Consider the following 25,503-nt stretch of genomic DNA (forward strand, 5'->3'; position numbering starts at 1 on the left):
TGCCTTACTTTTCCTCTATGTCTTTTCGTCGAATTTCTATTCTCACTGCTATGGCCTTGCTGGCCGTGACACTGGTAGTAGGCGTAGCGCAGGCCCAATCATCGGGCAACACCGTCACCGACTTCACTCTTAAAACCGCCACCAACTCCAACGTAAGCCTCAAAAGCTACTCGGGCAAAAAGGCTGTAGTAGTGGCATTTCTGAATCCGGCCTGCGCTTTCTCTCGCCTCTACCAAGAACGGTTGGCCTCGCTCAGCAGCTCATATGGTGGCCGCGGCGTGCAATTTCTGTTCATCAACGTGCCCATCAATATCGACGCGCCCGGCACCGCTGCCCCCGGCGAAGTGGAGCTGCCAACTCTCACCGATGCCAGCCAGCAAGTGAGCAGCCTGCTCGGCGTGAGCAAAACCGCCGAAGCCGTAGTACTTCAGCCGGAAGGTAGCAGCTTCGCCATCCGTTACCGGGGTGCTATCGACGACAACCCTCAGGTTGCCAGTAGCGTGCAGCAGCATTATCTGAAGCAGGTGCTCGACAACCTACTAGCCGGCCGCCCCGCCGGAGTAGCCGATAAGCGCGCCCCTGGCTGCTTGATTAAGCGGTAAAGTATTTGGTCGCGCCACGCACCATCTCAGCGACAAACCATGAAATGCAAAAGCCCCGACTTATTGTCAAGTCGGGGCTTTTGTTGTGTTTGCGTTAGCGACTTACTCCAGGATGCTCAGCAGTACTGCTACTTCGGCAGCTTTTACGGGCTCTTGTAGCTTTTCAAAGCTCATTTGCAGATTGCGCAAGGCGCGGCGCACGATGTCGAGATTGGTACAGGGTTCAAAAAAAATAGGGTTTGAAGCAATGTTCAACTGACTGACATAATGCTCTATATCCGTGCGCGAGAGCACCAAACCCCGGTTGTAGCAATTGATGTAGAACGGCTCGGCTCCTGGCAGCTCGGGGCGGAAGGTGAGCACGAACAGGTTGGGCAGATTGACTCCCGAAACCGGCAGGTGCAGCCGCTGAGCTACCAGCAGGTAAATGACGCACAGGGTGAGCGGATTGCCCCGCTTGGTTTCAATCACGCGCTGCAACATGGAGTTGGCTGGTGAATGGAAGTGCTGAGTATTGGCCGCGAATTTGTGCACCCGGAACATAATGTGGTTCAGGGCCTGAACCTGGTCGGCGGGGTGCATTTCGGGGCGCAGGGCAGTCCAGGCTTCGAAGCGCAGTTGCTCGATGGCACGGTTCAGGGCCTGCAGGTCGGCATCGGGGTATTGGTAGGTGTTCAGCAGCCACATACCTTCGAGTAGGTCGGTGGCCCCGGCTTCGCGCCACACTTTCAGGCGCTGCTGCAAGCCCTCAAACTGCAGGTGATGAATTAAGTCTTCCAGCCGCTGCTGCTGCTGCGAATCCAGGGTTTCTTCCCACGATTCTTCCAGAAATGGAATGATACTTTCGCCCAGATTCTGAATTTTATCCTGGATTTGGGGCGCCACTTCCGGGTCGTCGAGCAGCGAGATAAGGGCTTTGATTTCTTTATTGGTCATAGAGGCAAAATGGCCACCGGTGGGGTTGCAGCGTCGAAATTAACACGCGGCAGGGCCTTTTGGGTTTCTGTAGCGCGGACTTTATAGTCCGCGCTACAGCCTACCGAAACAAATTCGTTTTGGCCAGCTCAAGTAGCTCACTGCCCCGCCCATTCATTAGTGCTTTCACCGCGTAGAGGCTGAAGCCCGACACTTGCTGGCGGTCGATGCTGGGCGGCATGCTCAGTTCCTGGCGCTTCACTAGGGCCTCGCGCAGCACGCTTTTGAGCTGGCCGGGGTCGCTCACGCGGAAGCCTCGCAAGCCGGCCGGTTTAGCCACAGCTTCGCGGGCCAGGTAGTTGAGCAAGCGAGCCACGGGCTGGGGGTACAGGCTGGTGTCGCCGGGGCCCCGCTCGGCCAGGTGCGCTTCGTGGTGGCGCTGCTGGGCCTACAGCAAATGCGGGTGCTGTTACTAGTAGTAGGGAGCTATTTATTGAAATAAATCTCTATCCTTCTTATTTTATCCGCTTCAAAGATAAGCCGCTAGCAGGGCAGACCTGATGACGCCCACTTTTATCACAGAAATAGAGACGCCAAAGACGCGCTTGACTCCGGGCATTTTGCTTTTGCGCTTTCACACAGTTCACGTTGCGGGGCTGATTCGAATGCAGGGAGCATGCACACCGTACTAATCCTGCTGCGAGGGCATTTGCTGCTCCGTGGGCTGGCCGGTGCGGCGGGCAAATTTGTAGGTAAATGCCAGCACCACGTTATTCTTGGCCGACGTAATCTGCGGGATGAATTGGCCGGCTCTGTAGGCGGGCAGGTTGTAGTTAGCCTGATTCACGAGGCCTACCTGTACGATGAGGTGGGCATTCACCTGGTAGCCCAACCCGCCGTAGACGCGGTTGCGCTCAAACACGGGGCCTTTGGGGTTGAGAAAAATTTCATCGTACGCCGAGAGGAATACCGTGCCGGCGGTGATGGTCTTTTTATTGAGCGGAAAGAAGGCATTGAGGCGGTAGCGGAACCGCTGCCGAAACGAAGTGCTGTCGTCGCGGAAGCGGAACCAGCGCTGCTCGATGCGGTAGCGGTGCTCCAGCTTCAGGCGGCTCGAATACTGGGTGAGCACCAGCTGTTCCCAGAGACGCTTTTCTACGTTGAGCGGGTGGGCGCTCAGGTCCTGATAATCGGAAGTGCTGTAGCGGCCGCCCCCAATTAGCACGGTGAAGTTGGGGTCGATGTCGTAACTGACCCCGACCTTCACCTCGTTGTAGAAATACTGCCTGAACACGCTATTGGTCCGCACCTGCACTTCGGCGTAGCTGCCCCACTTGTGTCCCATGCTGCCCGGCAGCTGCACCGTACTGATAAACCAGCTGCCCCAGGGCTGCGTGGCGCTGGGGGCCGTTTGGGCGCGGGCAACCGGGCTTTGCAACACCAGCAACAGCCCTGCAACAGCAATTTTACTCATCGATGAAACCGGCAAACAAACAACAAGCGGTGAAGCAGTATCCTGAATCGGATGATGGGCCGCAAAGATACCCTCACTTAGGGCCCGATGCCTGTTTGCTGAGGCGGTTTACATGACCTTACTGTTGCAACCAATTGGCTTCCGAAGCCGCAAGGGTTTCATCTAACTGCTCCGTTTAGGCTGCGTGCGCCCCCACCGGAAAATACCGCCGTGGCGCTGTCCGAAAACTGGTAATGGAGCTTCGGAATGGCGCTTCCCAGCTCCAACCGGCTTTGGTGCTCAATGGCCAAATCGGCTGCCTCAATAGCGTTTTCTTTGCTGACCTTCAGCGTTGAGCCGCTGCCCAGGCTGGCGCCGGCTACGGCGCGCAGGTAGCCCAGCTTGTTGTTCTCCAGCTGCACCGAGCTGGCGCGGTCCTGCCGCATGGTCAGGCTGTCTTGCACGAAACCCTGCACCACTACCCTGCCCCTGGAATTGGTTTTATTCGCCTGCGGCTTGCCTGCAATGGTGTATACGCCATCCGTGGTCAGGCTGCTGAGGCGCGGGCATTGGATAAGCACGGTTTCGCTAGCCGCCAGGTTTTTCTGGGCCTCGGGGAGAGCCACCGCCACGGTCAGCTGCTGGCCTTGTTGCGTGATGTGGACAAATTCGGCCGCTTCCTTCTTTACCCACACCTCGTACGGGCCAGGCATGATTTTAACGCTGATGACGGCGGCGGCTGGTACGGCCACTTTCGTGAAGTTGTTCAGGGCCAGCTTGGTGTAGTCCCGCGAGCGGCTTGCTTGCGTATCTCGATAACTACCGCGGGTGTATTCGGTGTGCAAAGCGGCATTGTAGGCCGTGAGTGAGCCGAGCAGCAGCAGGCCGGCGGCGGTCAGAAACTTGAGACTGTTTTTCATGATTGCGAAATGGAAACGGGTTCTGGGTAATCGGCCAGGAACTGCTCGTAGCGCTGCTGCACCTCGGGCAAGGCAATGCCAAGCAGCCGAATGGTGCGAAAAAAGGCGGGCAGCTCCTGGCTCAGAAAGCGGGCTTTGCGCTGCTCCTGCACGCGCTGCGGCCCGTCGGGCGCCACGAAGAAGCCGATGCCGCGCTTGTTGTAAATCACCATCTGGCTTTGCAGGTATTCGTAGGTGCGCATCACCGTGTTCGGGTTCACCTGTAATTCGCCGGCCAGGTCACGCACCGACGGGATTTTGTCGTCGGGCGGCCATTGGCCCCGCAGAATGCGCTCACTCACGTACCCGGCTATTTGCAGGTAGATGGCTTCGTTATCATTGAACTCCATACTGTACTGATTCGGTTAAATCTGCTTCTCCGTAAGCCGGAAGTAGGACGCCAGCCACAGCAGCACGGCCAGGCCCACGGGCAGCCAGATCAGCCAGTTATGCTGGGATTCTGGGATTGATAAGGTGTAAACTGTATTCCCCTCCTCCATCAGTACCAGACTGGTGAACGGCGGCACCAGACCTAGTCGCGCCCCGATCAGCAGCTTCAGAAATTGAAAATTGAGGACCCACACCACACCCAACAGTATGAACATGGCAAAGCTTGTTTTGATGAACTGGATTTTCTCGAAGTAGATGGCCCCGAAGAGCCCCACGCCGTGCAACACGGCCAGCACCCAGAATACGCCGACCTTATCCCGCCAGTCGGTGAATAGATTGAATAATTCCGGCGTCTGCCACGGTGCAGCGCCGGAGTAGACGACCACCGCATCGGCCAGATAAAACAAGGGGATGAATGCGAGCAGGAAAATCGGTAGGGAGTAGATCCAGGCCACAAGGTATTTTTCGAGGTGCGACGCCGGTAGTAGCAGGGCCACTGTGGCCCGGCGCCCCTCCCCAAACTGCGCAAAGACACTACTGGCGAAAATGCTGGTCCCCGCTAGTAAAAACAAGGTAAAGAACACGCTTTGCCCCATGCTGTTGAGCGCGCTATTTTGCAGGTAAGTAGCAAACCCCATCACCAGGAGCAGGAGGCCGGTACTAACGGCGGCAGCCATGGCATAGGCCGACCAGTGCTCGGCGGTGTGCCGCCGGAACAAGCGGCTGAAGCGGGAAAAGCTGAAATATTGATTACTGGGCTGGCTCATGGCGCGACTGATTTAAGTAGGTGTGGAGGGCGGCAGAACTTTCGGTGGTGAGGGCATTGAACAGGAATTCGAGGTCGACGCGGCTGTAGGCACCCGTCTCGTTGGGCCGGATGGCCACCGGCCCGCGCACCGACATGCCGGTGTAGAATGCGCCCGGTGCCTCGGCCGCGGCCCCCGTGACGAAGGCGAGCCGCTCGGCCAGCTGGTCGATTTCCTCGTTGAGCACGATTTCCCGGTTGTGCACCACCACCACGGTATCAATCAGGCTTTCGAGGTCGCGCACCTGGTGGGTCGAGATTATCATGCAGCGCTCCTCGCTCAGGGCCGAGGCCAGGATTTTGCGAAACTGCACCTTGCTCGGGATGTCCAGGCCGTTGGTGGGCTCGTCGAGCACCAGCAGGCCGGTGTTGGTGGCCAGCGCGAAGGCAATCATGAATTTCTTCTGCTGCCCGTGCGAAAACTTGTTCAGCTTCGCTCCTAGCGGTACTTCCAGCCCCCGCAGGTACTCATACAGCTGCTCGGCATTGAAACGGGGGTAGAACCCGGCCGTGTGCGCCACAAACTGCTCGGCCGTGAGGGCGGGCAGCTGCACTTCTTCGGGCAGAAAAAACAGGTCTTCCAGCACCATGGGCCGCCGCTCGGCCGCCGGCTGGTCGTCAATAAGGCAGGTGCCGGCCAATGGAAAAGCCAGGCCCACCATGTTCTTGAGCAGCGTGGTTTTACCGGCTCCGTTCTTGCCCAGCAGGCCGTAAATGTGGCCCCGGTCCAGCGCCAGGTTGAGGTTTTGGAAGAGCGGTACTCGTCTGGAATACCCAAAGTGAAGGTTACGGATGCGGACCATGCGCGGACTGTTTTAAGTGTATTATCTTACTAGTACACTACAAACGTAGGAAACATTCCGCTATTCTCTCACTCTTCTACCTTTCTTTTTTTCGAAAAAGCCGCTGGCGGGGCCACCAGGGCAGTTTATTAATTGCGGCATCCGCCGCCGGGCGCGCCTTATAGCTGCCATTGCGGGCCACGCCGTGTCCCAAAAACCAAACGACCCCGCCCCCTGGCAGTGCAAATGCGGGGATGGGGCCGGGCTGGGTAGCACGTATCGGCTCAATAACTCTCCTTCAGCACGCCAAACTTGCGGCGCTCGGCCTGATAGGTTTTGGGGTAGTTGGCCTCGATGAGCAGCAGCAGCGCCAGGAAGATGCCCTCGGCCTCTTCGCGGAACTGGTCTTTGCCGACGACCTCGGTGGCGCGGGTGCCGGTGGCTTTCGCGGCCTGGGGCTGTAGCTCGTTGTACTCGTCCGCAATGGCTTTCCAGAAGGCCTTGCCATACTTGCCATCGGCGAGGCCGTGCTTGGGGTCGGCCACGGCCTTGGCCAGCTTGAGTAGGGCCTCGGCGCGCTTGCCGCGGTCGCGGGGCAGGGTGTAGGTGCTCCCGATTTTCTCGATGCCGAACTCGCCGTAGTAGGGGCGGCCGTCGTTTTCGTCGTCGTATTGCAGGGCTAGGGCCTTTTTCACGTATTTCAGCTTGCCTTCTTTCTTACTGCCGTCAATCAGCAAATCGAGCTCGGCGAGGCGCTGAACCTGGGGCGAGATGGCGTCATCGGCATCGCCGGCGGTGCGCAGGCCTTCGCGCAGCTTGGTGGCCAGCGCGGCGGCTGTGGCCTGGGTGGTCCACTCCAGGGTGAGCTGGGGGCGCAGGCCCCACTCGGCCACGGCCAGGTCGAAAACTTCGGAAAACGCTTTGTCGCCCTGCGGCACGTTGCGGGTTTTGGGCCGCTTGGTTTTGGCCGGCGTAGCGGCGGGTTGGGTAGGTTCCATCTTAATGGCAATTATGGGGTTAGGGCAACGGCACTGCGCAGCCAATGTACCGGTAATTACCCGCATTCCAACACCTCCCCGGCCCTACCCCGCACCACCGCTGGCGCCCCAAGCGCCGCGGCTCCCCCACAAGGGCGAAGGCCTGGCCTGCTGTGCCCAGAGGGAAATACAGAGCAGCAAAGGCCAGGCCTTCGCCCTTCCGAAGAAAATTTTCAGTACCGTAGGCCTGGCCTGCCGTGCTCCGGAGGAAATACAGAGGGCCGCAGGCCAGGCCTGCGGCCCTCTGTATTTTTTGGCAAGTATGGACTCAGCCGAGCGGCGGGGCCGGGGGCATGTCCTCGGGTGGCACGGCCACGATGCGGCCGTCTAACCCTATAGATGCAATAGGAAGTATACTTAACTCTACACTGCCATCATCAGCAACTTGATTCATTATCGAATTTGTTGAATAAGGCACCTAGGCCATGATATCGAGTCCGTTTATGGAAATACTACTTGCGGTACTTGGCCTAGATGAATGCTGGACAGGCATTCCATACAAATCATTATCTTCTATTATTATAACCTATTAACTTCCATAGATGGGTACTTTCAACAGAGCTGGTTGACAGTTTATATTGCAAAGCGATGTCAAAATTTAAATGGAAGTAGTTTATTTTTCTTACCGGGAATAGAAACACTGCATCTGGCCTAGTGCTCAAGCCTTGAAGCCCAACAGCGATGAAAACAGGCACGTCATTCTCCTTTTCAAACTTCTTGTATCGGTCCAGCTGGTACCCCTTTGCCCATCTTAATTGCCCATTTATCAATGATGTTCGATACTTTGCCTCCACTGCAAACTTATTCTGCGTCTGCTTACACCTAAATAACAAATCCGGGTCTTGAGATGCTTCCGAATACCTTTTACGATTCCGTTCATACGTGTCCGTTCTCCTAATAAGGGTATATCTATCTGGTGGAAACAGGACATCTTCCACGTAATTCTCAAAATTCTCTCCCTTATAAAAACTATCAGGCTTGGTTAATTCCTTCTTAATATTAACTAGTCTTGTTTTTACAATTCTGGATTTCTCCAGTACGCTAGCGACTTGCTTAGAAATAGAGTAGAACATATGTTAGAGAGAAGGTAGATGAGTTTTTCTTATCCAAAGGTCTTAGACTTATGAGTGTTTTTTTAACCAGGCAGCTTTAGAAGTTCGCCAGGAGCTCGGCTTCAGCATGAGCTTGCCGAACTTCTGGCGAACTTCTAAAGCTGCTTCACTACCTCATACCTGAATAACCCCCACATTATATGCCTTCTCAATCGGCGCATGGTTGGCCGCCGCAATGCCCTCCGAAATCACCTTGCGCGTTTCCAGCGGGTCAATCACGGCATCGACCCAGAGCCGGGCCGCCGCGTAGTAGGGCGATAGTTGCTCCTCGTAGCGGGCCTTGATGCGGTCGAGCAGCTCCTTTTCGGCTTCGGGAGTGATGACTTCGCCTTTGGCTTTGAGGCTGGCCACCTGGATTTGCAGCAGGGTATTGGCTGCCGCCGCACCGCTCATGACGGCCAGCTGGGCGGTGGGCCAGGCCACGATGAGGCGCGGGTCATATGCTTTGCCGCACATGGCGTAGTTGCCGGCCCCGTAACTGTTGCCGATTACAACCGTGAACTTGGGTACCACCGAGTTGCTCATGGCATTCACCATTTTGGCGCCGTCCTTGATGATGCCGCCCTGCTCGCTCTGGCTGCCCACCATGAAGCCCGACACGTCGTGCAGAAACACCAGCGGGATGCGCTTCTGGTTGCAGTTCATGATGAAGCGGGCCGCCTTGTCGGCCGAGTCGGAGTAGATGACGCCGCCCATCTGCATGCCGGTTTTCTTGCTCTTCACAATTTTGCGCTGGTTGGCCACGATGCCCACCGCCCAGCCATCAATGCGCGCCAGCCCGCAGATGAGCGTCTGGCCATAGAGGTCCTTGTAGGGCTCAAATTCGGAGTTGTCGACCAGGCGGCTGATGATGTCCATCATGTCGTAGGGCTTGGCCCGGTCTGCGGGCAGCAAGCCGTAGATTTCCTGCTCATCCAGCTTGGGCTGGGCCGGCGCCACGCGGCTAAAACCGGCCGTGGCCTGGCCGCCCATCTTGTCAAAAATGTTGCGAATGTGGTCCAGGCACTCCTCATCGGTATCGAACTTGTAGTCCGTCACGCCCGAGACTTCGGAGTGCATGCTGGCACCGCCCAGGGCCTCGTTGTCGATGGTTTCGCCGATAGCCGACTTCACCAAGTAGGAGCCCGCGAGGAATACCGAGCCCGTGCCGTTCACAATCATGGCCTCGTCGCTCATGATGGGCAAATAGGCCCCACCGGCCACGCAAGGCCCCATAATGGCCGAAATCTGCACGATGCCCATGCTGCTCATCACCGCGTTGTTGCGGAAGATGCGGCCGAAGTGCTCCTTGTCCGGAAAAATCTCATCCTGCATCGGCAAGTACACCCCGGCCGAATCGACGAGGTAGATAATCGGCAGCTTGTTTTCGATGCTGATTTCCTGAGCCCGCAGGTTCTTTTTGGCCGTGATGGGAAACCAAGCCCCGGCTTTCACCGTGGCATCGTTGGCTACCACCACGCACTGCCGGCCCTGCACATAGCCGATGACTACGACCACCCCGCCACCGGGGCAACCGCCTTCCTCTTTATACATCCCCTCGCCCGCAAACGCACCGATTTCTACCTGGGCCGCGCCTTTATCAAGAAGATATTCAATCCGCTCGCGGGCCGTGAGCTTGCCTTTGGCCTTATGGTCGGCAATACGCTTTTCGCCCCCGCCGAGGGCTACTTTTTGAAGCTTCTGGCTGAGGTTAAAGCTGAGTTGCTTGAGTTGGTCTTCGTTGCGGTTGAACTCGACGTTCATAAGATGAGCGGGGTGGGATTTGGATTAGGAATAGATATACGGACTACAAAAAAATCCGCCCGGAGGCGGATTTCAAAGGTACGAGTAGGACGCAGCCTTTGCTGCGTCTTCGTCATCACGTCTGCGTTTTGCATTGCTGTCGTGCGGGCTTCGTGCAACGTGGCGAAGCAAAGGCTTCGCCCTACCTGACAGTCGGTGTTGCTTCCACCTTTTTCACTTCGGTGGTAGTCGTGCCGTCGGGCTTCTTGGTGGTTTCTACCTTGCTCTTGTCCTTGCCGCCGCCAAAGAGGGAGAAGTGTACGTAGCGCTTGGGGTTGGCCTTGAGGTCGACCAGGAGGTCGTTGGAGCTGGCCGTGGTGGCGGCGAGGTTGTTGTAGAGAGTCGAGTCGTGGAGCAGTTTGCCCATCGAACCAGTGTTGTCGTTCAGGGCTTTGTTGAGGCTGACCACGGTAGTTTGGGCATCGGTCATGGTCGCATTGAGGCGGCGCAGGGCCGGCCCCACGGGTGCCGCTTTCAACGAGTCGGAGAGCTGCGAGAAGTTCGCGGCAATTTTATCAAGCTTGTTGGTGGTTTTATTCAGCGCCGAACTCATCTGGGCCAGGTTGCGGGTAATCTGGTTGATGTTAGCCTGGTTGGCGGTGATGAGCTTTTGCAAGGCTTCGGTGCTGGCGCGAGCGCCAACCAGCGTTTGCTGGATGTTGGTTTGGGCGTCTTTGTTCAGGAAACCATTCACGCGGGTCAGGGTCGAGTCGATGGTAGTCAGCACGGGCAGGGCCCGGGCCTGAAAAGCATCAGCAATGCCCGTGGCGGCAATGGCCCGCAGTTCCTCGCCACCGGTATACTGGCGCGAATTACGCCCCAACGTGAGGGTAATGGCCTTTGAGCCCAGCAACGAGCCGCCCAGGCTGGCCGTGGTGGAGTCGCCCACCACAACATCCTTGTTCAGTTCGAGAGCCACACGCACGGTATTGCCCTTCGTGGGCTGTAATTCCATACTTTTCACCTGCCCCACTTTAATGCCGTTGAGTATCACCAAGGCGCCCACGTTCAGCCCATCAACTCGGGGATAGGTAGCGTAATAGGTATTATCGGAGGAGAGGACGTTGCTGCCACGCAAAAAATTATAGCCAATAACCAATGAGGCGATTGATACGATGGTGAGCAGCGCCACTTTTACTTCTTTAGACACGGGTCGAAATGTTGAATGTTGAGTGTAGGGTGTTGAATTTTAAATGTTGGATGATTGAGAAAGGGAGAATGCAACGGCCTGGCAAACACAATGGCTGAGAGCATCTAACAATCAACATTTAACACTCAACAATATAAGCTAACCGCCTTCCAGCTCGCGCTTATATTCGCGGAAGGCACGATAGATGCCCGCCGCCATATACGATTGATTGGCTTTGTCGTTGAGGTAACGCTCTTCGCTGGGATTAGTGAGGAAGCCGGATTCGATGAGCACCGACGGCATAGTCGACTTCCAAAGGACGATAAAGCCCGCCTGTTTCACGCCTCGGCTGGGACGTTTCACGCTGGTGCGCAGCTGTCGTTCCACCCGCTGCGCAAAGCGCAGGCTGTTGGTAATGTATGCCGATTGAAAGAGCGAAAACAGGATATGGCTCTGTGGCGAGCGAGGGTCGAAGCCGTTGTAGCGCGTTTGGTAGTCCTTTTCCTGCAGAATAACCGAGTTCTCGCGCTGGGCCACGCCCAGGTTGGCGGTGCTTTTGTGCAGGCCCATGGTCCACACTTCGGTGCCGTGGCTTTGGCGCGGTCCCGCGTTGCAATGAATGGAGATGAAGAGGTCGGCGTGGTTGCGGTTGGCGATGGCGGCCCGCTCGCCCAGTGGCACAAACACGTTAGTTTTGCGGGTATAGATGACTTTCACGTCGGGCATATTTTCCTTAATATGCTTGCCCAGGGCAAGCACAAGGCCCAGCGCCACGTCGGCCTCACGGGCCGAGGCACCAGCGCAGCCCCGGTCTTTGCCACCGTGGCCGGCATCGAGCACCACCGTCCGCAGGCGGTAGCGGTAAGGAGAAACAGGGGTGGGTAGCGCGGAATCGGGAGCGAAGCTGGCCGAATCGGCCGCGGTCTGAGCCTCCGCGTTCCACTCCCCGCTTCCAGCGCCTACCAGCAATAAGGCAATACTAGCCAGGGTGACAATAATCCGCACGTCGTTCGTTGAAGGGGCGGTAGCGACCTGCTACCTTTGTAGAAGCCCCAAAAGTAAACCAATTAAACGCTACATTACTTTGTCTGTTTGGTTTGGCCTTCGTTCTGAAGCCGGTTATCGGCCCCGGCCATACCGCACCAGCCCAGCCTGGCCCTCCCTCGGCCGACTGGAAATTCTCTTTCTACTGGTTTTTAGTCTCACTGGTTCGGCCTGGGGGCAAACCGTAACGCCCGTCAAACCCAAAAAGGCTGCCCGGGCCGCCAAAATTCAGGCGCGCAAAGACCGGGCCCGCGCCATCCGGGCCGTGCCCACCGCCCCTCCGAATACCACTAACGTCCGCCCCCGCAAGGCCGTGCCCACCGCCCGGCCCGGCCAGCGTCCGGGCAGCGCCCCTACCCCACCAGTCCGCGACATCTCGCCCGACCCCAGCATCCCCCAGGGGCCGCCACCGCCCGGCGTGCGCAATACCGGCCAGTCGCGCGTGCCTGGTGCCTCGCACCAAGCCGTGCCCGATACCTTGGCCCCCGGCGGCACCACCGGCCTACCCGGCACCTCCCCCACCGACTCGACTGGCTTGGTAAATGGCGTGAGCCGCTCCGGCGACTCGCTGCAGTTGGCCGCCAAGCGTAAGGGCCAGATTGAAACCACGATTAACTACTCCGCCAAGGACTCCATTCAGTTCGATGTAACCCAAAAGGTGGCGCGCCTTTACAACAAGGCCAGCGTGACCTACGGCGATACGGACCTGAAAGCCGCCCTCATTACGGTGAACTACGGCACCAATACCATGCAAGCCGACGGCCGCCGCGACTCGCTGACCAATAAGCTGGAAGGGCGGCCCGTGCTCAAGGACAAGGGCGGCCTCTATACGGCCGGCAGCATTGCCTACAACTTCAAGAGCAAAAAGGCGAAGGTAACCGAGGCCGTGACCACGCAGGGAGAGGGCTTCGTGAGTGCCTCTACCATCAAGCGCATGCCCAACGGCGACATTAATGGCCTAATGGGGCGCTACACTACCTGCAACCTAGAGCACCCGCACTTCTATATTCAGGCCAAGAAAATGAAGGTTATTCCGGGGGATAAAGTGGTGACAGGCCCCTTCAATCTCGTGATTGGCGACGTGCCTACGCCGCTGGGCTTCCTCTTTGGCTTCTTCCCCACACCCAGCAAAAGCCGGGGCTCCGGAGTAATTATTCCCACCTTCGGCCAGGCAGCCGACCGCGGCTACTTCCTCACCAACGGCGGCTACTACTTCGCGCCGAACGACTATATCGGTGTGCGCCTCACTGGTGACGTTTACGCTGGCAATGCTCAAACCTTCGGCGGCTGGGGTGCCACGGCCGACATTTCATACCTGAAGCGCTACACCTTCCAGGGCAACTTCAACCTGCGCTTCTCAACCCGGCCCACTACTCCAATTTTGAATAGAGAAGGTGAGGTGAGCACCGGCCCGGCATACATCAGGCCACCAGCAGCCACTTCGTTTTGGATTTACTGGAACCACACCCCCGTGCCCAAGCCCGGTGGTGGGCAATTCTCGGCGAGCGTGAACGCCGGTACCAACGGCTTCGTTCGCGCTAACAACATCGATGCCAGGCGTTACGTGTCCACGCAGTTCAATTCTAACATCAGTTATTCTAAGCGTATTCGCAACTCACCTGTCAACTACCGAATCAACCTCAGCCAATCTCAAGGTACAGAGGGCAGTATGACTTTCACTCTCCCTGACTTCACCCTGGGGGTGGACCGGCAGTACCCCTACCAATGGTTTGGCATTAAGCCGGGGGCTGGGGGCAATTTTGGCGCCAGTACTTACGAGCAGTTTACTATCAGTTACGACATGAAGGCCAGCAATGAAGTGCGCAATATTATAACTCCTCGTTCGCTCTCTAATGGTCTACCCCTGCTCGGTGGCACTACCGCCCAGACCACTATCCCGTTCAGTTTCAGCAATATTGGAAAACTATTACTTAACAGCCGCAACGGCTTACAACACAACTTTGGCATCAACCTGGGTTCGTATCGTTTAGGGCCTCATATTCAATTAACCCCTTCGGTTACGTACGGTGAGGTCTGGTATGCTCAACGGCTCAGGTACAGCTTCAGCCCGGTAGCCCAGGCAGTGCGCATTGATACCACCTATGGGTTCAACCGTATTAATAGCTATTCGGGGTCCGTGAGCCTGAATACTACTTTCTACGGTACCATAGTGCGCAAGGGCACGCACAAAATCCAGGCGCTGCGGCACAAGGTCACGCCCAGTATGAATTATAATTATGCGCCGGACCTCGCCAGCCGGAGTAGCGTGCGGACGCCGGGCAGCAGTATTCTAATTGATCCAAATGACAGGTCCAGGTCGCTGCTGCTCGACCAGTTCAACCTACCGGTACCCATCACCACTATCAATACTTATTCCTTCGACCGGTATAACGGCTTCGTTTATGGTGCCCCCGGTGGCAGCAAGCAGAGTCAAGTAACGTTCAGCCTACAAAACTCTATAGAAATGAAGGTACGGGACCCCAACGACACTACCGGTCTCAACCCTTTCCGCAAGGTTAGTCTGATTGACGGCCTTGACTTTAACATTGGCTATAATTTTGCCGCCGACTCGCTGCAGCTCTCGCCCCTCGGCGTCATTTTCCGTACTCAAATAGCTCAAAAGCTCAACCTCAACAGCACCGCTAGCTTTGAGCCTTATCAGCGCGATAGCCAGGGCCGTCCCGTCAATAAGCTTTTGTTTGAGGCAGATCCTCGTAAGCTGTTGCGCCTAGCCTCCGCCACCTTTGGGGCTACTTACAGCTTTAATCCTACCACGGGCAAGAAAAAAAGTGTGGTACCCCGGCCCGTGGCCCTGCCCAACGACCCCACTCTGGGAACGGTAGGCCAGCCTAACTTTTATGCCGATTACGTCGACTTCGACATCCCTTGGGAACTGGCCCTCACTTATGCGGCCGGCTACACCGCCAACAACATCCCGCTGACTACTGAATTCATCAAGCGAAATGGCCGCCCGCCTATCCTGGCTTTAAATACGGTTGGCCTTACCGGCTCGGTCAAGCTCACGGAAAACCTTCGGTTGAGCTACAACTTAGGCTATGATATCACAAACGGGACCGTGACTTACCCTAACGTAACCTTCTTCCGCGACCTGCACTGCTGGCAAATCAACGGTACCTGGATTCCCTTTGGCATCACCAAAGGTTACAACTTCACCATTGCGGCCAAGAGCAGCTTGTTGCAGGACTTGAAGCTAAACCGCAACCGCTACGCCCAGTACCAGTAGATTGCCGTCAGAACAATGGTTCCACCTACCGTTCATGGTGGTAGCAGCGGCGTTTGTCCACGTCTGGCTGCAGTTGAGCGAAACCCCCACCATAGCCGGATTACAAGCTGCGTATTTAACATATGAAATAACGCCGGCTGCACTCATGAGCTCTTCTCCAATGCGTGTGTTACTGACTGAGGACGACCACCAGCGGGCTGCCGTTCTTGAGGCGTGCCTACACAGGGCTGGCCACGAGGTCATCATAATGGCTGCTTGCAGCAAGCAAGTATTGGAAGCCATTCGGCTCATCCAACCTGATTTAGTAGTTCTTGGTTGTCCACTTCGGGGCTCATTCGATGCGGTCACATTCATGGCTGTACTCCAGACAAGCGAGTCGGCTCCTGTGCCCGTGATGCTAGTCTCGGACCCTATCGAGCTGCTGGCTTTGGTGTAGGCCAAGCACCCCGCGCTTTTTCCAATTATCATAGCGATAAATTCAAGGTCCTATTTGCGTCTTCGCGCTGTTTGAGAGGGCACCAAGCAATGACTGATGGTATATATGCTGGTTTATAAGGCATTTCGGGATATCTAAGACAGCTCAGACACCGCCCGGGCCAAAAGCTCTGCCGCTTCAAAGTCAGCAGTTGAGGCTAGGGGTTTGGGCATTTTGTAGGCTCAACGATGCGCTATAACGAAATTGTTGGCAGCTTTGCCCCACGAAAGCGCCGCTTGGCCGCGCCGGCTTTCCTCACTTGCCATCTCTCAGCCCGCCCCATGTCTCAGCACAAGGAAGTCAAACTCATTACCACCCACCAAATGCTGGCCATGAAGCAGCGGGGGGAAAAAATTTCGATGCTCACGGCCTACGATTACTCGATGGCCCAAATCCTCGACGGCGCCGGCATCGATGTGCTGCTCGTCGGCGACTCGGCCTCCAATGTCATGGCCGGCCATGAAACCACCCTGCCCATCACCCTCGACCAGATTATCTACCACGCCCAGGGGGTGGTGCGGGCCGTGAAGCGGGCCTTCGTGGTCGTAGATATGCCGTTCGGCTCGTACCAGGGCAACTCGTCCGAGGCATTGCGCTCCGCTATTCGCATCATGAAGGAAAGTGGCGGCCACGGCGTTAAACTCGAAGGTGGGGCCGAAGTAAAGGACAGCATTATCCGCATTCTCACGGCGGGCATCCCGGTCATGGGCCACCTCGGCCTCACACCTCAGAGCATATACAAGTTCGGTACCTACAGCGTGCGGGCCAAGGAAGAATCGGAGGCTCAGAAGCTGCTCGAAGATGCCCGCTTGCTTCAGGAAATCGGCTGTTTCGGCTTGGTGCTCGAAAAAATACCCGCTGCCCTCGCCAAGCAAGTTGCCGAGGAGCTAACCATTCCAGTCATCGGCATCGGTGCCGGACCCGACGTGGACGGGCAAGTGCTAGTAGTGCATGACTTACTGGGTATTACCAAAGAATTCAAGCCCCGCTTCCTACGCCGCTACGCCGAGCTACACGACATTATGACTGCCGCCGTGGAGCACTATGTAGCGGACGTAAAAAGTCGCGAATTCCCCAGCAAGGAGGAGGGCTATTAGAACAATTTTCAAATCGGGATACAAGCCCGTCGAAGCCACTGATGGCCCCCGGCCAGCACTTGACCCGGGGCCGGCACGCTTCGGCACAGATTCGTATCTTCGTCCCAATAAAAGCAAGTGCGGAGCGCCCGGTGAGTGTGGTCTGACGACGTGCGGTAGCCCCAAGTGGGCCCGGCCCCGCCCCTGCTGATACCCCAAATATCCCGCCCGCACCCGCCGCGTGAATCGTCCCAACATCTGGTCCGAAGGCAGAGAAATTCTGTTTGAAGACAACCACCTCCTCGTCATCAACAAGCCCGCCGGCCTGCTCGTGCAGGGCGACGCCACCGGCGACGAGCCGCTTTCTAAAAAAGCCGCTGAGTACCTGCGCTTCAAATACAAGAAGCCTGGTGAAGCCTTCATCGGAGTGGCGCACCGTATCGACCGCCCCGTGAGTGGCATTGTAGTCTTGGCCAAAACCAGCAAGGCCCTCAGCCGCCTCAACGAGATGTTTCGCGACAATCAGATGTCGAAAACGTACTGGGCCCTCATCGGCAAGCCTCCGGTACCCGAAAATGGCACGCTGGTGCACTGGCTGGTAAAAGATACCGTTCGCAACGTCACCAAAGCCTACCCCGAAAAGCACTCCCAGGGCTTGCGTTCTGAGCTGCACTATGAACTGCTGGGCCAGGCCGGCAACCGCTATCTGCTTCGGATAAACCCAGTCACAGGCCGCCCGCATCAAATTCGGACACAGCTGGCCACCGGTCTCGGCACCCCTATTGTGGGCGACGTAAAGTACGGTTTCATCGCGCCCCTGCCCGATGTAAGCATCGCGCTTCACGCCCGCCAGTTGCAATTGCAGCACCCCGTCACGAAGGAAGCCATGACCTTTGTTGCGCCTCTGCCAGATGCCCCACACTGGGACGCTGCCCGCGAGCTTTACACCTAGAGCGGTTTCGGAGTCGGTGTACTGTAGCGCGAACTCTGTAGTTCGCGTGCCCGCGCCGTTCGGGCCTTGTTCAGGTACGCGAACTACAGAGTTCGCGCTACGGCTCGCCGTACACTGATGCCGAAACGGCTCTAGCACGTAGGGCGCAGCCTTTGCTGCGCTCGGTCAAACGGCGCCCTAACGAGTTAGCCCCACAGCAGCGCGCAGCACCAAAGTTGTAATCAGTCCACAGCGATAGAGCAAAGGCGCCGCCCCACGTGCAACATTTTGGCCTTGTGCCAACTGAGCAGCCATCTGCCCGCACACCGGCCGTAATTTTGCGTTACTACTGCTGAACCTTACGCTTGGCTTTTTGCTTTTGCGGGCAGTTCAGCTTGTTTCTACTTATGGCTATCCTCATTTTTTTCGTTGCCCATTATTACTTATCCTTGTTCACACAAACATTCTATTTGCATCGCTATGCGGCACATAAAATGTTTACAATGAATAGGTTTTGGGAGAAATTCTTCTTCCTTTTTACCTACATCTGTCAAGGCAGCAGCTTCCTGTCGCCGCGAGCTTATGCGCTGCTGCACCGCATGCACCACGCCTATTCCGATACTGCGCTAGACCCGCACTCACCCCATTTCTCGAACAATGCGTTCGACATGATGTGGAAGACCAAAAACATCTACAACGATGTGTTGCATTATAACCACGAGTTAGCCACGCGCTTTGAGGGCGACATTCCAGAATGGAAACTTATTGAGAATTTGGGTGATAAGTGGTATTCCCGTCTTGGCTGGGGCACGGCTTATGTGCTGTTTTACATCAACTTCGCCACGGCGTGGTGGCAGTACTTGCTGCTCCCGATTCACTTTCTGATGGGGCCCATTCACGGCGCCATTGTTAACTGGGGTGGCCACAAGTACGGCTACCAAAACTTCGACAACAACGACAAATCGAAAAACACCCTGGCCCTCGATTTCCTGGCTTTTGGTGAATTATTTCAGAACAACCACCACAAGCTGCCCATGCGCGTCAACTTCGGCGTGAAATGGTGGGAGCTTGACCCAACTTATTCGGTCATCTGGACTCTGAATAAAATTGGCGTCATCAAGTTGAAGCGGAAAGTAGCTAAACGTGTCGCAGTACCAGCCTAAAGCTGATTATCCAGAGAATATTCGAAGCCCTGGCTGCAATGCCAGGGCTTTTTTATATTACCGCTAGTTAATACTCTGAACAAACGCTACCTTTGCACTCCAAATTTTTGGATACTTCACCAGACGGACGAGTTCCGTCGCACCAAACCCCATCGGTTTATGGCAGTTAAAATCCGCCTCGCCCGCCGTGGCCGCAAAAAGGCCGCGACTTACGACATTGTAGTAGCTGACGCCCGCGCTCCGCGCGACGGCCGTTTCATCGAGAAACTCGGCACCTACAACCCCAACACCAACCCCGCCACCATCAACTACGACGCCGACCGGGCGTTCTATTGGATGATGACTGGTGCTCAGCCTACCGACACCGTTCGGGCCATGCTCAGCTATCGCGGGGTACTCTACCGTCGTCACCTCCAGCTGGGAGTCGACAAAGGCGCTATCACTCAGGAGGTAGCTGACGAGCGTTTCAATGCTTGGAAAACCGAAAAAGACGCTAAAATTGAAGGCAAGCGCACTGGCTTGGTTGATGCGAAGGAAGAAGCCCGCAAGGCTGCTTTCGCCGCCGAAACCAAGGTGAAAGAAGCTCGTTCAGAAGCTCAGCGTCAGAAAGCAGCTGCACTGCTAGCGGCTAACGCCCCCGCTCCGGCTGCTGATGAGGCTACTGAAGCTCCGGCCGAAGCCGCAACTGAAGCTGCTGAGTAGTTTTTAGGTTTCTGAACTGAAAGAAAGAGTTTGGGAGTTGTGAGCCGGACCGGCTGGCAACCTCCAAACTCTTTTTCGTTAATCCCACACTCATGCTTCTCGACGAAACTTATCAACTCGGCTATATCATCAAAACCCACGGGTTGCGTGGCCACGTGGTAGCCCATTTCGACGTGGATGATGTCAGCGCCTACGCCAAGCTCAAAACCGTATTCCTCACTTTGACTGGCGCGCCGACCAAGCTTGTCGAACACCAAGTGGAAAAGGTGCAGCCCCAGGCCGGCGCCCGCGTGCTACTCAAGCTGCGCGGCATCGAGCGAATTGAAGAAGCCGAGCCCCTGCGCGGAGCCCAACTCCACCTGCCTCTAGCCCAACTGCCAGAGCTAGAAGACGACCAGTTCTATTTCCACGATGTCATTGGTTTCACAGTGGTAGATGAAAATCTGGGCGAGTTGGGTACCGTGGAGAACTTCTACGAACTGCCCCAACAGGACATGTTAGCTATGCGCTACCAGGGCCAGGAAGTCCTGATTCCGGTAGTAGATGAGCTGGTGAGTCACGCTAATAAGGAGACCCAGCAGATTTACGTAAACCTACCCGACGGTTTGCTGGATGTGTACCTCAAGCCGTCGTCCCGTGACCGCGACGAGCCCGACGAATTTGACGAAGCATAAAGTAGCGTGGACTTTGCGAGTCCGCGCGTAGCTACCTCTGAAGCGGACTCGCAGAGTCCACGCTACCATAAAAGCATGCGTATCGACATCCTTACCTGCCTGCCCGAACTGCTGGTCAGCCCCTTTTCCCATTCCATTGTGAAGCGGGCGCAAGACAAACGACTGGCTGAAATTCAGGTGCACGACCTGCGCCAACACGCTATTAATAAGCATGGGCAGATTGACGACTACGTGTTTGGCGGCGGGGCTGGCATGGTGCTCCGCGTCGAGCCAATTGCGGCCTGGATCGATGAATTGCAAGCCCAGCGGCCCTACGACGCCATTATTTACCTCACCCCCGATGGTGAAACCCTGCGCCAGCCCTTAGCCAACCGGCTATCTCTGTTTCGGAATATCATCATGCTCTGTGGCCACTACAAAGGCATCGATGAGCGGATTCGCCAAACCTACATCACTCACGAAATCAGCGTGGGCGACTACGTGCTGAGCGGTGGGGAGCTTGGCGCGGCCATTCTGGTCGATGCCGTGGTGCGGCTGCTGCCGGGCGTGCTAGGTAATGAAGAATCGGCATTGTCGGACTCTTTTCAGGATGACTTGCTAGCGCCGCCCGTGTACACGCGGCCCGCGGAATGGCGCGGGCAGGCCGTGCCGGAAATCCTGCTGTCGGGCAACACCCCCAAAATTGAAGAGTGGCGGCACGAGCAGGCGCTAGCTCGCACCCAGGCACGCCGGCCCGATTTGTTATCATGAAGTCGGCTTTCGTTGATTGTGCTGCCGAATTAGCAGCAACTCAGTGGGCAAGCTAACGCTTGCTCTACAAACCACTTGCTATCCTCAACCGAAAGCGCTATCTTTGCGCTCCGTTTCGTAAAATAACAATCCCGACGGCGGCGCCGTCTTTCGCATTTCCCCAGCCATGAGCGTACTACTTGACTTTATCCAGGCCGAATCGCAGGAGCGCCGCGCCAGCTTCCCCCAGTTCGCCGCTGGCGACACTATTAACGTGCACGTGAAAATCCGCGAGGGCAACAAGGAGCGCATTCAGCAGTTCCAGGGCGTGGTGCTGCAGCGCCGCAACCCAAGCTCTAATGGCGAAACCTTTACTGTTCGCAAGATTTCTAACCAAATTGGTACTGAGCGTATTTTCCCCCTACTCTCGCCAAACATCGACAAAATTGAAGTGATACGTCGCGGCAAAGTACGGCGTGCTCGTCTGTTCTACCTGCGTGGCCTTTCGGGCAAGCAAGCTCGTATCAAAGAGCGCCGCTTGAACGTAGCTGCCAAGGCTACCGCCTAAGTTCTACTGCAACCATTCGGTTGCCCCTGTAACCAAAAGTCGGCCCCACGCGTGGGGCCGACTTTTTTGAGTTTAGCGCAAGTCGGCTGATCAGCAATAGTTGTGCGTCTACTGGGTTAGCTGTGCGACGAATAGTCTTGGGGTAGGCTGCCATCAACCTCCACTGAGCCCCCCTGTAGCTGTTGGGCCACTGCGGTGAGTACCTCACTTAGCTTGGTGATGCGCGTGGCCGTGTTCACATTTTCGGCGAAATTCGCAGCCTGGGCTGTATTAGTACCCAGGCGGGCCAGTAGCGGAGCAATAATATTTACATCGAGCGTACCACTACCGAAGTGCGCTTTCAGCGCCTGCATATCAACAATCAACTGATGAAAGGCGGGATTGTTGGCATCTTTAAAGTCTCCAATCCAACGCTGAAACTGGTTATCGAGGCCCGCGCGGTTAGCTTCTTCGATTAGGTCGCCGCTGAGCAGATGGATGGCGCCGTCAAGGTGCACTTGGTGTTGAACTTCTTTCTTTTCCATGGGGAGAGGGTCTGATGAGTTGCCGCCGTGGTTCTGGTGGCGGCTGTTGTTGCCAACGTAGTTCCGCCTTGCGAGGTTGGGGATTGCGCCCAATCAAAAAAGCCTCGCCGATACCAGCGAGGCTTTTTTAGTAGCTCATTACAGGCAGTTATTAATCCTGTGAGCTTCAAAAACTATTCAATCTTGTTCATCCGCTCCTTCACGGCTTCGAGGGCGACACGCATATTAACAATATCGCCGCGGGCGGCTTCCTGCTCTTTCAAGTTGAGGTCGATGAGATTGTTGAACTGCTGAAGTTCGGCGGCATTGGCAGCCAACATCTGCTGGATTTCAATTTTGCGCGCTTTGTTCTTCTCAATGTCCTTCTTAATAGTGTTCGATTTTTCAATCACGGCTACGTGGTTGTTCTGTGAGGCTACCAGGGCGCGCTCAGCCTCAGCAATTTGCGACACCAAGTCTTCGCGGTACATCATGCGGGCAAAGTCTTTGAGATACTTCTCAGCCGACTTCCACTGCACGGGAGTGGCATCTTTAGCCAAGTAAGCGTTGCCAAGGTCAATGCTCCACCATACGGTGGTGCCGGTGGGGGTAGCGTCGACTTTGCTGATTACGCGAATGGGATTGGGTGCAATTTCCTCAATAATAACACCATCCATCGTCAATACGCCCTTGGTATTTTTGAACTTACTGCCAAACTTCTCGCTGAGTTGCTTAATCCAAGCGGCCTCTACACGGCGGTTGTCAAGCTGCATGCTCACGCGCTGGCCCTTGCGAGGAATGTTGTTGATAGACATATCCGCTTCATCCACAGGGGATTTCTGAGCATAGACGCCGAACGATGCCAAGCATAGAATGAGCAGAATGAGTAGGCTTCTTTTCATGGTAACAATAACTTATGAGAGCTGCAAAAAGGTCGAGGAAAAAGACTTTCGGTGTTGGTACCGTTGTCTGGCTTTCCAAATTTAAGGTCTTTATTCGATGCAACTTCTTCTGACTGCCTTTTTTTTGATGATAATGCAGTTTTTATTCTTATAACTATAATTAAACTTTGATAAACAATAAAAAAAAGGAGCTATTGGTTTTAGTGACATCTTCTTTTGAAGCAGATGTAACAAAGCTCGCCGGACGGGGGTTGTAGGCGCCTATGCTAGTTACTGTCTGCCGCACCGAGCACTTCAACGCCGCGCACCGCCTGTACAATCCTGCCTGGGATGACGAGCGGAACCAACGCGTATTTGGCAAGTGCAATAACCCCAATTACCACGGTCACAATTATAAATTGACCGTACGCCTGACCGGCGATATCGACCCTGAAACCGGCTACGTATACGACCTCAAGCGCTTAAGCGACCTAATTAAGCAGGAAGTGCTCGACCGCTACGATCACCGCAATCTGAATCTGGATACAGAAGAATTTCGTACCCTGAATCCCACGGCGGAAAATATCGCCGTGGTTATTTGGCAACGCCTACGCCCGCACCTAGACAAAGGCCTTGCCCTTTCGGTCACGCTGTATGAGACGGACCGCAACTTTGTAGAATACCATGGATAATGCTTCCGGGCACAGCCCGGCACCCGACGCGTACCTCACCCCGAGCCTGCGCACCCCGCTTCGCGACGATGCCTTCGCGCAGGACGACGAAGCAAAAATCACGGCTATTAGTGGTCACTTCGAGGCTATTATGCGCGAGCTTGGCCTCGACCTGACCGATGACAGCCTAGCTGGTACACCCCGGCGCGTGGCCAAAATGTACGTGCAAGAGTGGTTCAAGGGCCTCGACCCGAAGAATCGGCCGGAGGTGCGCATGTTTGATAACCGCTACGACTATCACCAGTTGCTAGTAGAGCGAGACATTACGCTGTTTTCGTGCTGTGAGCACCACTTCGTGCCTATTATTGGCAAGGCCCACGTCGCTTACCTGCCGGGTAGCCACGTGGTGGGGCTGAGCAAGCTAAACCGGGTGGTGCAATACTACGCCCGCCGCCCGCAGGTGCAGGAGCGCCTCACCCGCCAGATTTCAGAAGAGCTAAAGCAAAGCCTAGGCACCGATGACGTGGCCGTGCTCATCGAAGCCGACCACTTGTGCGTGATGAGCCGCGGCGTGAACGACACAAGCAGTTCGACGCTCACTAGTGAGTACGGGGGCCGCTTTGCTACCGATGAGGCATTGCGGACGGAATTTTTGCGGCAGATTGGCAAGTAGAAGACTCGCGGTTAGCCGTTCGTTAGCTTTCTTGCCGGATAATAGCCACGTATTCTTGTCAAGTTCAAAGGCTAGTCGTTTTTAGCTAACTGCTCAACCTATGAAAGTTCTCATTACCGGCGGCACTGGCCTTATTGGTACTCGCCTGGCCGAAATGCTGATTGACAGCGGCTACGAGGTGGCGCTACTGAGCCGGGAGCCCACGAAAAGCAGTCATTTCCGCAGCTTTCGCTGGGACCCGCGCGCCAATACTATTGATGAAGCGGCTGTGCCCTACGCCGACTATATCGTGAATCTGGCTGGGGCCAGCGTATCGGATGGCAAGTGGACGGATGAGCGTAAGCGCGACATTATGACCAGCCGCCTCGGGGGGCTGGCCTTGTTGAGCCGCGAGCTGGCCAAGGACGGCCACCACGTGCAGGCCTTTGTTTCGGCATCGGCCATCGGCGTATACGGCGATACGGCCGATACGGTACTCACGGAAGAAACGCCGCCCGGCCTGCCCACGCACGACTTTCTGGCCGATGTGGCCCACCAGTGGGAGCTGGCGGCCGAGCCCGTGGCGGCGCTGGGCATCCGCACGGTGGTGCCGCGTATTGGCATCGTGCTGAGCACTGAGGGAGGTGCCCTGCCCCAGATTGCCCGGCCGGTGAAGCTGGGCGCGGGGGCCGCGCTGGGCAGCGGCAAGCAGTACATGTCCTGGATTCATCTCGACGACCTGTGCCGGCTTATTATCGCCATGCTGGAGGACCCGGCCTGGCGCGGTATCTACAACGCGGTGGCCCCGAACCCGGTTACGAACCAGCAGTTTACGAAAACACTTGCCCAGGTACTGCACCGCCGCCTGCTGCTGCCCAAAGTACCGGCATTTGGTCTGAAACTGGCGTTGGGTGAGATGAGCGACATCATTTTGGCCTCGCAGAATGTGAGTGCCCGCAAGGTGCTGGCGCAGGGCTTCCAGTTTGAATACCCGGAGCTGCGTGGGGCGCTGGAGGCGCTCTATGGGAAGGGATGAATTGGAATGGGCTAAGCAGCGCAGCTTATGGAGGTTAACCTTTGGCAGGCGCTGGCGTGATACGTCAGGAACAGCCCTCCCTGGTGCTGAATGAGCTTTTCGCTAAAGGAGTATTGCTGTCGTAACAACCGGTGCGGGGGCGCATTCTATCAGAAGAAAGCGCCCGGATATGGGCGAATTATTCTATA

At 56.2% G+C, this 25,503-nt stretch carries 27 protein-coding genes; 12 read left to right on the forward strand and 15 right to left on the reverse strand.

Annotated elements, in window-relative coordinates:
* The first annotated feature begins 17 nt into the window (after positions 1–17).
* Complete coding sequence (locus WX88_RS11715; protein WP_197076762.1) at positions 18–602, forward strand: redoxin domain-containing protein; 585 nt, start codon at positions 18–20, stop codon at positions 600–602.
* A gap of 102 nt (positions 603–704) precedes the next feature.
* On the opposite strand, the gene WX88_RS11720 is transcribed toward WX88_RS11715, so the two are convergent.
* From WX88_RS11720 to WX88_RS11780, 13 genes are all read right to left on the reverse strand, one after another.
* Positions 705–1,538, reverse strand: a complete 834-nt coding sequence (locus WX88_RS11720; RefSeq protein WP_046244564.1) for a transglutaminase-like domain-containing protein — start codon at positions 1,536–1,538, stop codon at positions 705–707.
* A 100-nt stretch (positions 1,539–1,638) separates the two neighbouring features.
* Positions 1,639–1,893, reverse strand: a complete 255-nt coding sequence (locus WX88_RS11725) for a hypothetical protein (RefSeq protein WP_156176079.1) — start codon at positions 1,891–1,893, stop codon at positions 1,639–1,641.
* 312 nt (positions 1,894–2,205) lie between these two features.
* On the reverse strand, positions 2,206–2,991 hold the full coding sequence (locus WX88_RS11730; protein ID WP_046244566.1) for a DUF2490 domain-containing protein: 786 nt from the start codon (positions 2,989–2,991) through the stop codon (positions 2,206–2,208).
* Positions 2,992–3,149: 158 nt separating this feature from the next.
* On the reverse strand, positions 3,150–3,890 hold the full coding sequence (locus tag WX88_RS11735; protein WP_046244567.1) for a hypothetical protein: 741 nt from the start codon (positions 3,888–3,890) through the stop codon (positions 3,150–3,152).
* Positions 3,887–4,279, reverse strand: a complete 393-nt coding sequence (locus tag WX88_RS11740; RefSeq protein ID WP_046244568.1) for a GntR family transcriptional regulator — start codon at positions 4,277–4,279, stop codon at positions 3,887–3,889. Before WX88_RS11740 ends, WX88_RS11735 begins: the two co-directional genes overlap by 4 nt.
* A gap of 15 nt (positions 4,280–4,294) precedes the next feature.
* A complete protein-coding gene (locus WX88_RS11745) occupies positions 4,295–5,086 on the reverse strand; it encodes a hypothetical protein (RefSeq protein ID WP_046244569.1) in 792 nt (263 codons plus the stop codon).
* Positions 5,070–5,927, reverse strand: coding sequence for an ABC transporter ATP-binding protein (locus WX88_RS11750; protein WP_046244570.1), 858 nt, complete (start codon positions 5,925–5,927; stop codon positions 5,070–5,072). Before WX88_RS11750 ends, WX88_RS11745 begins: the two co-directional genes overlap by 17 nt.
* A 263-nt stretch (positions 5,928–6,190) precedes the next feature.
* Positions 6,191–6,904 carry a hypothetical protein gene (locus WX88_RS11755; protein ID WP_046244571.1) on the reverse strand — a complete coding sequence of 238 codons (714 nt, stop codon included), beginning with the start codon at positions 6,902–6,904 and terminating at the stop codon, positions 6,191–6,193.
* 307 nt (positions 6,905–7,211) lie between these two features.
* The gene (locus tag WX88_RS31770) at positions 7,212–7,337 is read right to left on the reverse strand and encodes a hypothetical protein (protein WP_262489838.1); all 126 of its coding nucleotides are present in this window, start codon (positions 7,335–7,337) and stop codon (positions 7,212–7,214) included.
* A gap of 112 nt (positions 7,338–7,449) precedes the next feature.
* Positions 7,450–8,016 (reverse strand): hypothetical protein, encoded by a 567-nt coding sequence (locus tag WX88_RS11765; RefSeq protein WP_052732608.1) that lies wholly within the window; start codon positions 8,014–8,016, stop codon positions 7,450–7,452.
* Between the two features lie 153 nt (positions 8,017–8,169).
* Complete coding sequence (locus WX88_RS11770; RefSeq protein WP_046244573.1) at positions 8,170–9,798, reverse strand: acyl-CoA carboxylase subunit beta; 1,629 nt, start codon at positions 9,796–9,798, stop codon at positions 8,170–8,172.
* Positions 9,799–9,979: 181 nt separating this feature from the next.
* Complete coding sequence (locus WX88_RS11775; protein WP_046244574.1) at positions 9,980–10,987, reverse strand: MlaD family protein; 1,008 nt, start codon at positions 10,985–10,987, stop codon at positions 9,980–9,982.
* 138 nt (positions 10,988–11,125) lie between these two features.
* Positions 11,126–11,971, reverse strand: a complete 846-nt coding sequence (locus WX88_RS11780; protein ID WP_231590683.1) for an N-acetylmuramoyl-L-alanine amidase family protein — start codon at positions 11,969–11,971, stop codon at positions 11,126–11,128.
* A gap of 79 nt (positions 11,972–12,050) precedes the next feature.
* On the opposite strand from WX88_RS11780, the gene WX88_RS11785 reads away from it, so the two are divergent.
* The 8 genes from WX88_RS11785 to rplS all read left to right on the forward strand — a co-directional run bounded on the left by WX88_RS11785 (position 12,051) and on the right by rplS (position 21,572).
* Positions 12,051–15,254, forward strand: coding sequence for a putative LPS assembly protein LptD (locus WX88_RS11785; RefSeq protein WP_046244575.1), 3,204 nt, complete (start codon positions 12,051–12,053; stop codon positions 15,252–15,254).
* Positions 15,255–16,010: 756 nt separating this feature from the next.
* On the forward strand, positions 16,011–16,826 hold the full coding sequence (panB, locus tag WX88_RS11795; protein ID WP_046244651.1) for a 3-methyl-2-oxobutanoate hydroxymethyltransferase: 816 nt from the start codon (positions 16,011–16,013) through the stop codon (positions 16,824–16,826).
* A gap of 220 nt (positions 16,827–17,046) precedes the next feature.
* Positions 17,047–17,757 carry an RluA family pseudouridine synthase gene (locus tag WX88_RS11800; protein ID WP_046244577.1) on the forward strand — a complete coding sequence of 237 codons (711 nt, stop codon included), beginning with the start codon at positions 17,047–17,049 and terminating at the stop codon, positions 17,755–17,757.
* Between the two features lie 386 nt (positions 17,758–18,143).
* The gene (locus tag WX88_RS11805) at positions 18,144–18,899 is read left to right on the forward strand and encodes an acyl-CoA desaturase (RefSeq protein ID WP_046244578.1); all 756 of its coding nucleotides are present in this window, start codon (positions 18,144–18,146) and stop codon (positions 18,897–18,899) included.
* A gap of 159 nt (positions 18,900–19,058) precedes the next feature.
* Positions 19,059–19,601, forward strand: a complete 543-nt coding sequence (locus tag WX88_RS11810) for a 30S ribosomal protein S16 (protein ID WP_046244579.1) — start codon at positions 19,059–19,061, stop codon at positions 19,599–19,601.
* Positions 19,602–19,693: 92 nt separating this feature from the next.
* On the forward strand, positions 19,694–20,275 hold the full coding sequence (rimM, locus tag WX88_RS11815; RefSeq protein ID WP_046244580.1) for a ribosome maturation factor RimM: 582 nt from the start codon (positions 19,694–19,696) through the stop codon (positions 20,273–20,275).
* Positions 20,276–20,350: 75 nt separating this feature from the next.
* The gene (gene trmD, locus WX88_RS11820; protein WP_046244652.1) at positions 20,351–21,025 is read left to right on the forward strand and encodes a tRNA (guanosine(37)-N1)-methyltransferase TrmD; all 675 of its coding nucleotides are present in this window, start codon (positions 20,351–20,353) and stop codon (positions 21,023–21,025) included.
* Between the two features lie 166 nt (positions 21,026–21,191).
* Positions 21,192–21,572 (forward strand): 50S ribosomal protein L19, encoded by a 381-nt coding sequence (gene rplS, locus WX88_RS11825; protein ID WP_046244581.1) that lies wholly within the window; start codon positions 21,192–21,194, stop codon positions 21,570–21,572.
* 116 nt (positions 21,573–21,688) lie between these two features.
* Here the strand turns inward: rplS and WX88_RS11830 are convergent, their stop codons facing one another.
* Both WX88_RS11830 and WX88_RS11835 read right to left on the reverse strand, forming a co-directional pair.
* Entirely contained in the window at positions 21,689–22,096 is a 408-nt protein-coding gene (locus tag WX88_RS11830; protein ID WP_046244582.1) for a hypothetical protein, read from the reverse strand.
* 173 nt (positions 22,097–22,269) lie between these two features.
* Positions 22,270–22,977 (reverse strand): hypothetical protein, encoded by a 708-nt coding sequence (locus WX88_RS11835; protein WP_046244583.1) that lies wholly within the window; start codon positions 22,975–22,977, stop codon positions 22,270–22,272.
* A gap of 263 nt (positions 22,978–23,240) precedes the next feature.
* Between WX88_RS11835 and WX88_RS11840 the strand changes: the two genes are divergently transcribed.
* The 3 genes from WX88_RS11840 to WX88_RS11850 all read left to right on the forward strand — a co-directional run bounded on the left by WX88_RS11840 (position 23,241) and on the right by WX88_RS11850 (position 25,315).
* Complete coding sequence (locus tag WX88_RS11840; protein WP_046244584.1) at positions 23,241–23,648, forward strand: 6-pyruvoyl trahydropterin synthase family protein; 408 nt, start codon at positions 23,241–23,243, stop codon at positions 23,646–23,648.
* Positions 23,641–24,300, forward strand: a complete 660-nt coding sequence (gene folE, locus WX88_RS11845) for a GTP cyclohydrolase I FolE (RefSeq protein WP_046244585.1) — start codon at positions 23,641–23,643, stop codon at positions 24,298–24,300. The genes WX88_RS11840 and folE overlap by 8 nt, the downstream gene beginning before the upstream one ends.
* 100 nt (positions 24,301–24,400) lie before the next feature.
* Complete coding sequence (locus WX88_RS11850; protein ID WP_046244586.1) at positions 24,401–25,315, forward strand: TIGR01777 family oxidoreductase; 915 nt, start codon at positions 24,401–24,403, stop codon at positions 25,313–25,315.
* Positions 25,316–25,503: the final 188 nt, after the last annotated feature.

It is taken from the genome of Hymenobacter terrenus, from assembly GCF_000972495.1.
GTDB classification, from domain to species: Bacteria; Bacteroidota; Bacteroidia; order Cytophagales; family Hymenobacteraceae; genus Hymenobacter; species Hymenobacter terrenus.

Excerpts from the sequence above, each read along its gene's own strand:
- WX88_RS11730 (WP_046244566.1), bottom strand. The coding sequence starts at position 2,991 with ATGAGTAAAATTGCTGTTGCAGGGCTGTTGCTGGTGTTGCAAAGCCCG.
- WX88_RS11745 (WP_046244569.1), bottom strand. The coding sequence starts at position 5,086 with ATGAGCCAGCCCAGTAATCAATATTTCAGCTTTTCCCGCTTCAGCCGC.
- WX88_RS11740 (WP_046244568.1), bottom strand. The coding sequence starts at position 4,279 with ATGGAGTTCAATGATAACGAAGCCATCTACCTGCAAATAGCCGGGTAC.
- WX88_RS11715 (WP_197076762.1), top strand. The coding sequence starts at position 18 with ATGTCTTTTCGTCGAATTTCTATTCTCACTGCTATGGCCTTGCTGGCC.
- WX88_RS11835 (WP_046244583.1), bottom strand. The coding sequence starts at position 22,977 with ATGAAAAGAAGCCTACTCATTCTGCTCATTCTATGCTTGGCATCGTTC.
- WX88_RS11850 (WP_046244586.1), top strand. The coding sequence starts at position 24,401 with ATGAAAGTTCTCATTACCGGCGGCACTGGCCTTATTGGTACTCGCCTG.
- WX88_RS11750 (WP_046244570.1), bottom strand. The coding sequence starts at position 5,927 with ATGGTCCGCATCCGTAACCTTCACTTTGGGTATTCCAGACGAGTACCG.
- panB (WP_046244651.1), top strand. The coding sequence starts at position 16,011 with ATGTCTCAGCACAAGGAAGTCAAACTCATTACCACCCACCAAATGCTG.
- WX88_RS11755 (WP_046244571.1), bottom strand. The coding sequence starts at position 6,904 with ATGGAACCTACCCAACCCGCCGCTACGCCGGCCAAAACCAAGCGGCCC.
- WX88_RS31770 (WP_262489838.1), bottom strand. The coding sequence starts at position 7,337 with ATGAATCAAGTTGCTGATGATGGCAGTGTAGAGTTAAGTATACTTCCT.
- WX88_RS11830 (WP_046244582.1), bottom strand. The coding sequence starts at position 22,096 with ATGGAAAAGAAAGAAGTTCAACACCAAGTGCACCTTGACGGCGCCATC.
- WX88_RS11765 (WP_052732608.1), bottom strand. The coding sequence starts at position 8,016 with ATGTTCTACTCTATTTCTAAGCAAGTCGCTAGCGTACTGGAGAAATCC.
- WX88_RS11810 (WP_046244579.1), top strand. The coding sequence starts at position 19,059 with ATGGCAGTTAAAATCCGCCTCGCCCGCCGTGGCCGCAAAAAGGCCGCG.
- rimM (WP_046244580.1), top strand. The coding sequence starts at position 19,694 with ATGCTTCTCGACGAAACTTATCAACTCGGCTATATCATCAAAACCCAC.
- folE (WP_046244585.1), top strand. The coding sequence starts at position 23,641 with ATGGATAATGCTTCCGGGCACAGCCCGGCACCCGACGCGTACCTCACC.
- WX88_RS11720 (WP_046244564.1), bottom strand. The coding sequence starts at position 1,538 with ATGACCAATAAAGAAATCAAAGCCCTTATCTCGCTGCTCGACGACCCG.
- WX88_RS11805 (WP_046244578.1), top strand. The coding sequence starts at position 18,144 with ATGGCTATCCTCATTTTTTTCGTTGCCCATTATTACTTATCCTTGTTC.
- WX88_RS11735 (WP_046244567.1), bottom strand. The coding sequence starts at position 3,890 with ATGAAAAACAGTCTCAAGTTTCTGACCGCCGCCGGCCTGCTGCTGCTC.
- rplS (WP_046244581.1), top strand. The coding sequence starts at position 21,192 with ATGAGCGTACTACTTGACTTTATCCAGGCCGAATCGCAGGAGCGCCGC.
- trmD (WP_046244652.1), top strand. The coding sequence starts at position 20,351 with ATGCGTATCGACATCCTTACCTGCCTGCCCGAACTGCTGGTCAGCCCC.
- WX88_RS11840 (WP_046244584.1), top strand. The coding sequence starts at position 23,241 with ATGCTAGTTACTGTCTGCCGCACCGAGCACTTCAACGCCGCGCACCGC.
- WX88_RS11770 (WP_046244573.1), bottom strand. The coding sequence starts at position 9,798 with ATGAACGTCGAGTTCAACCGCAACGAAGACCAACTCAAGCAACTCAGC.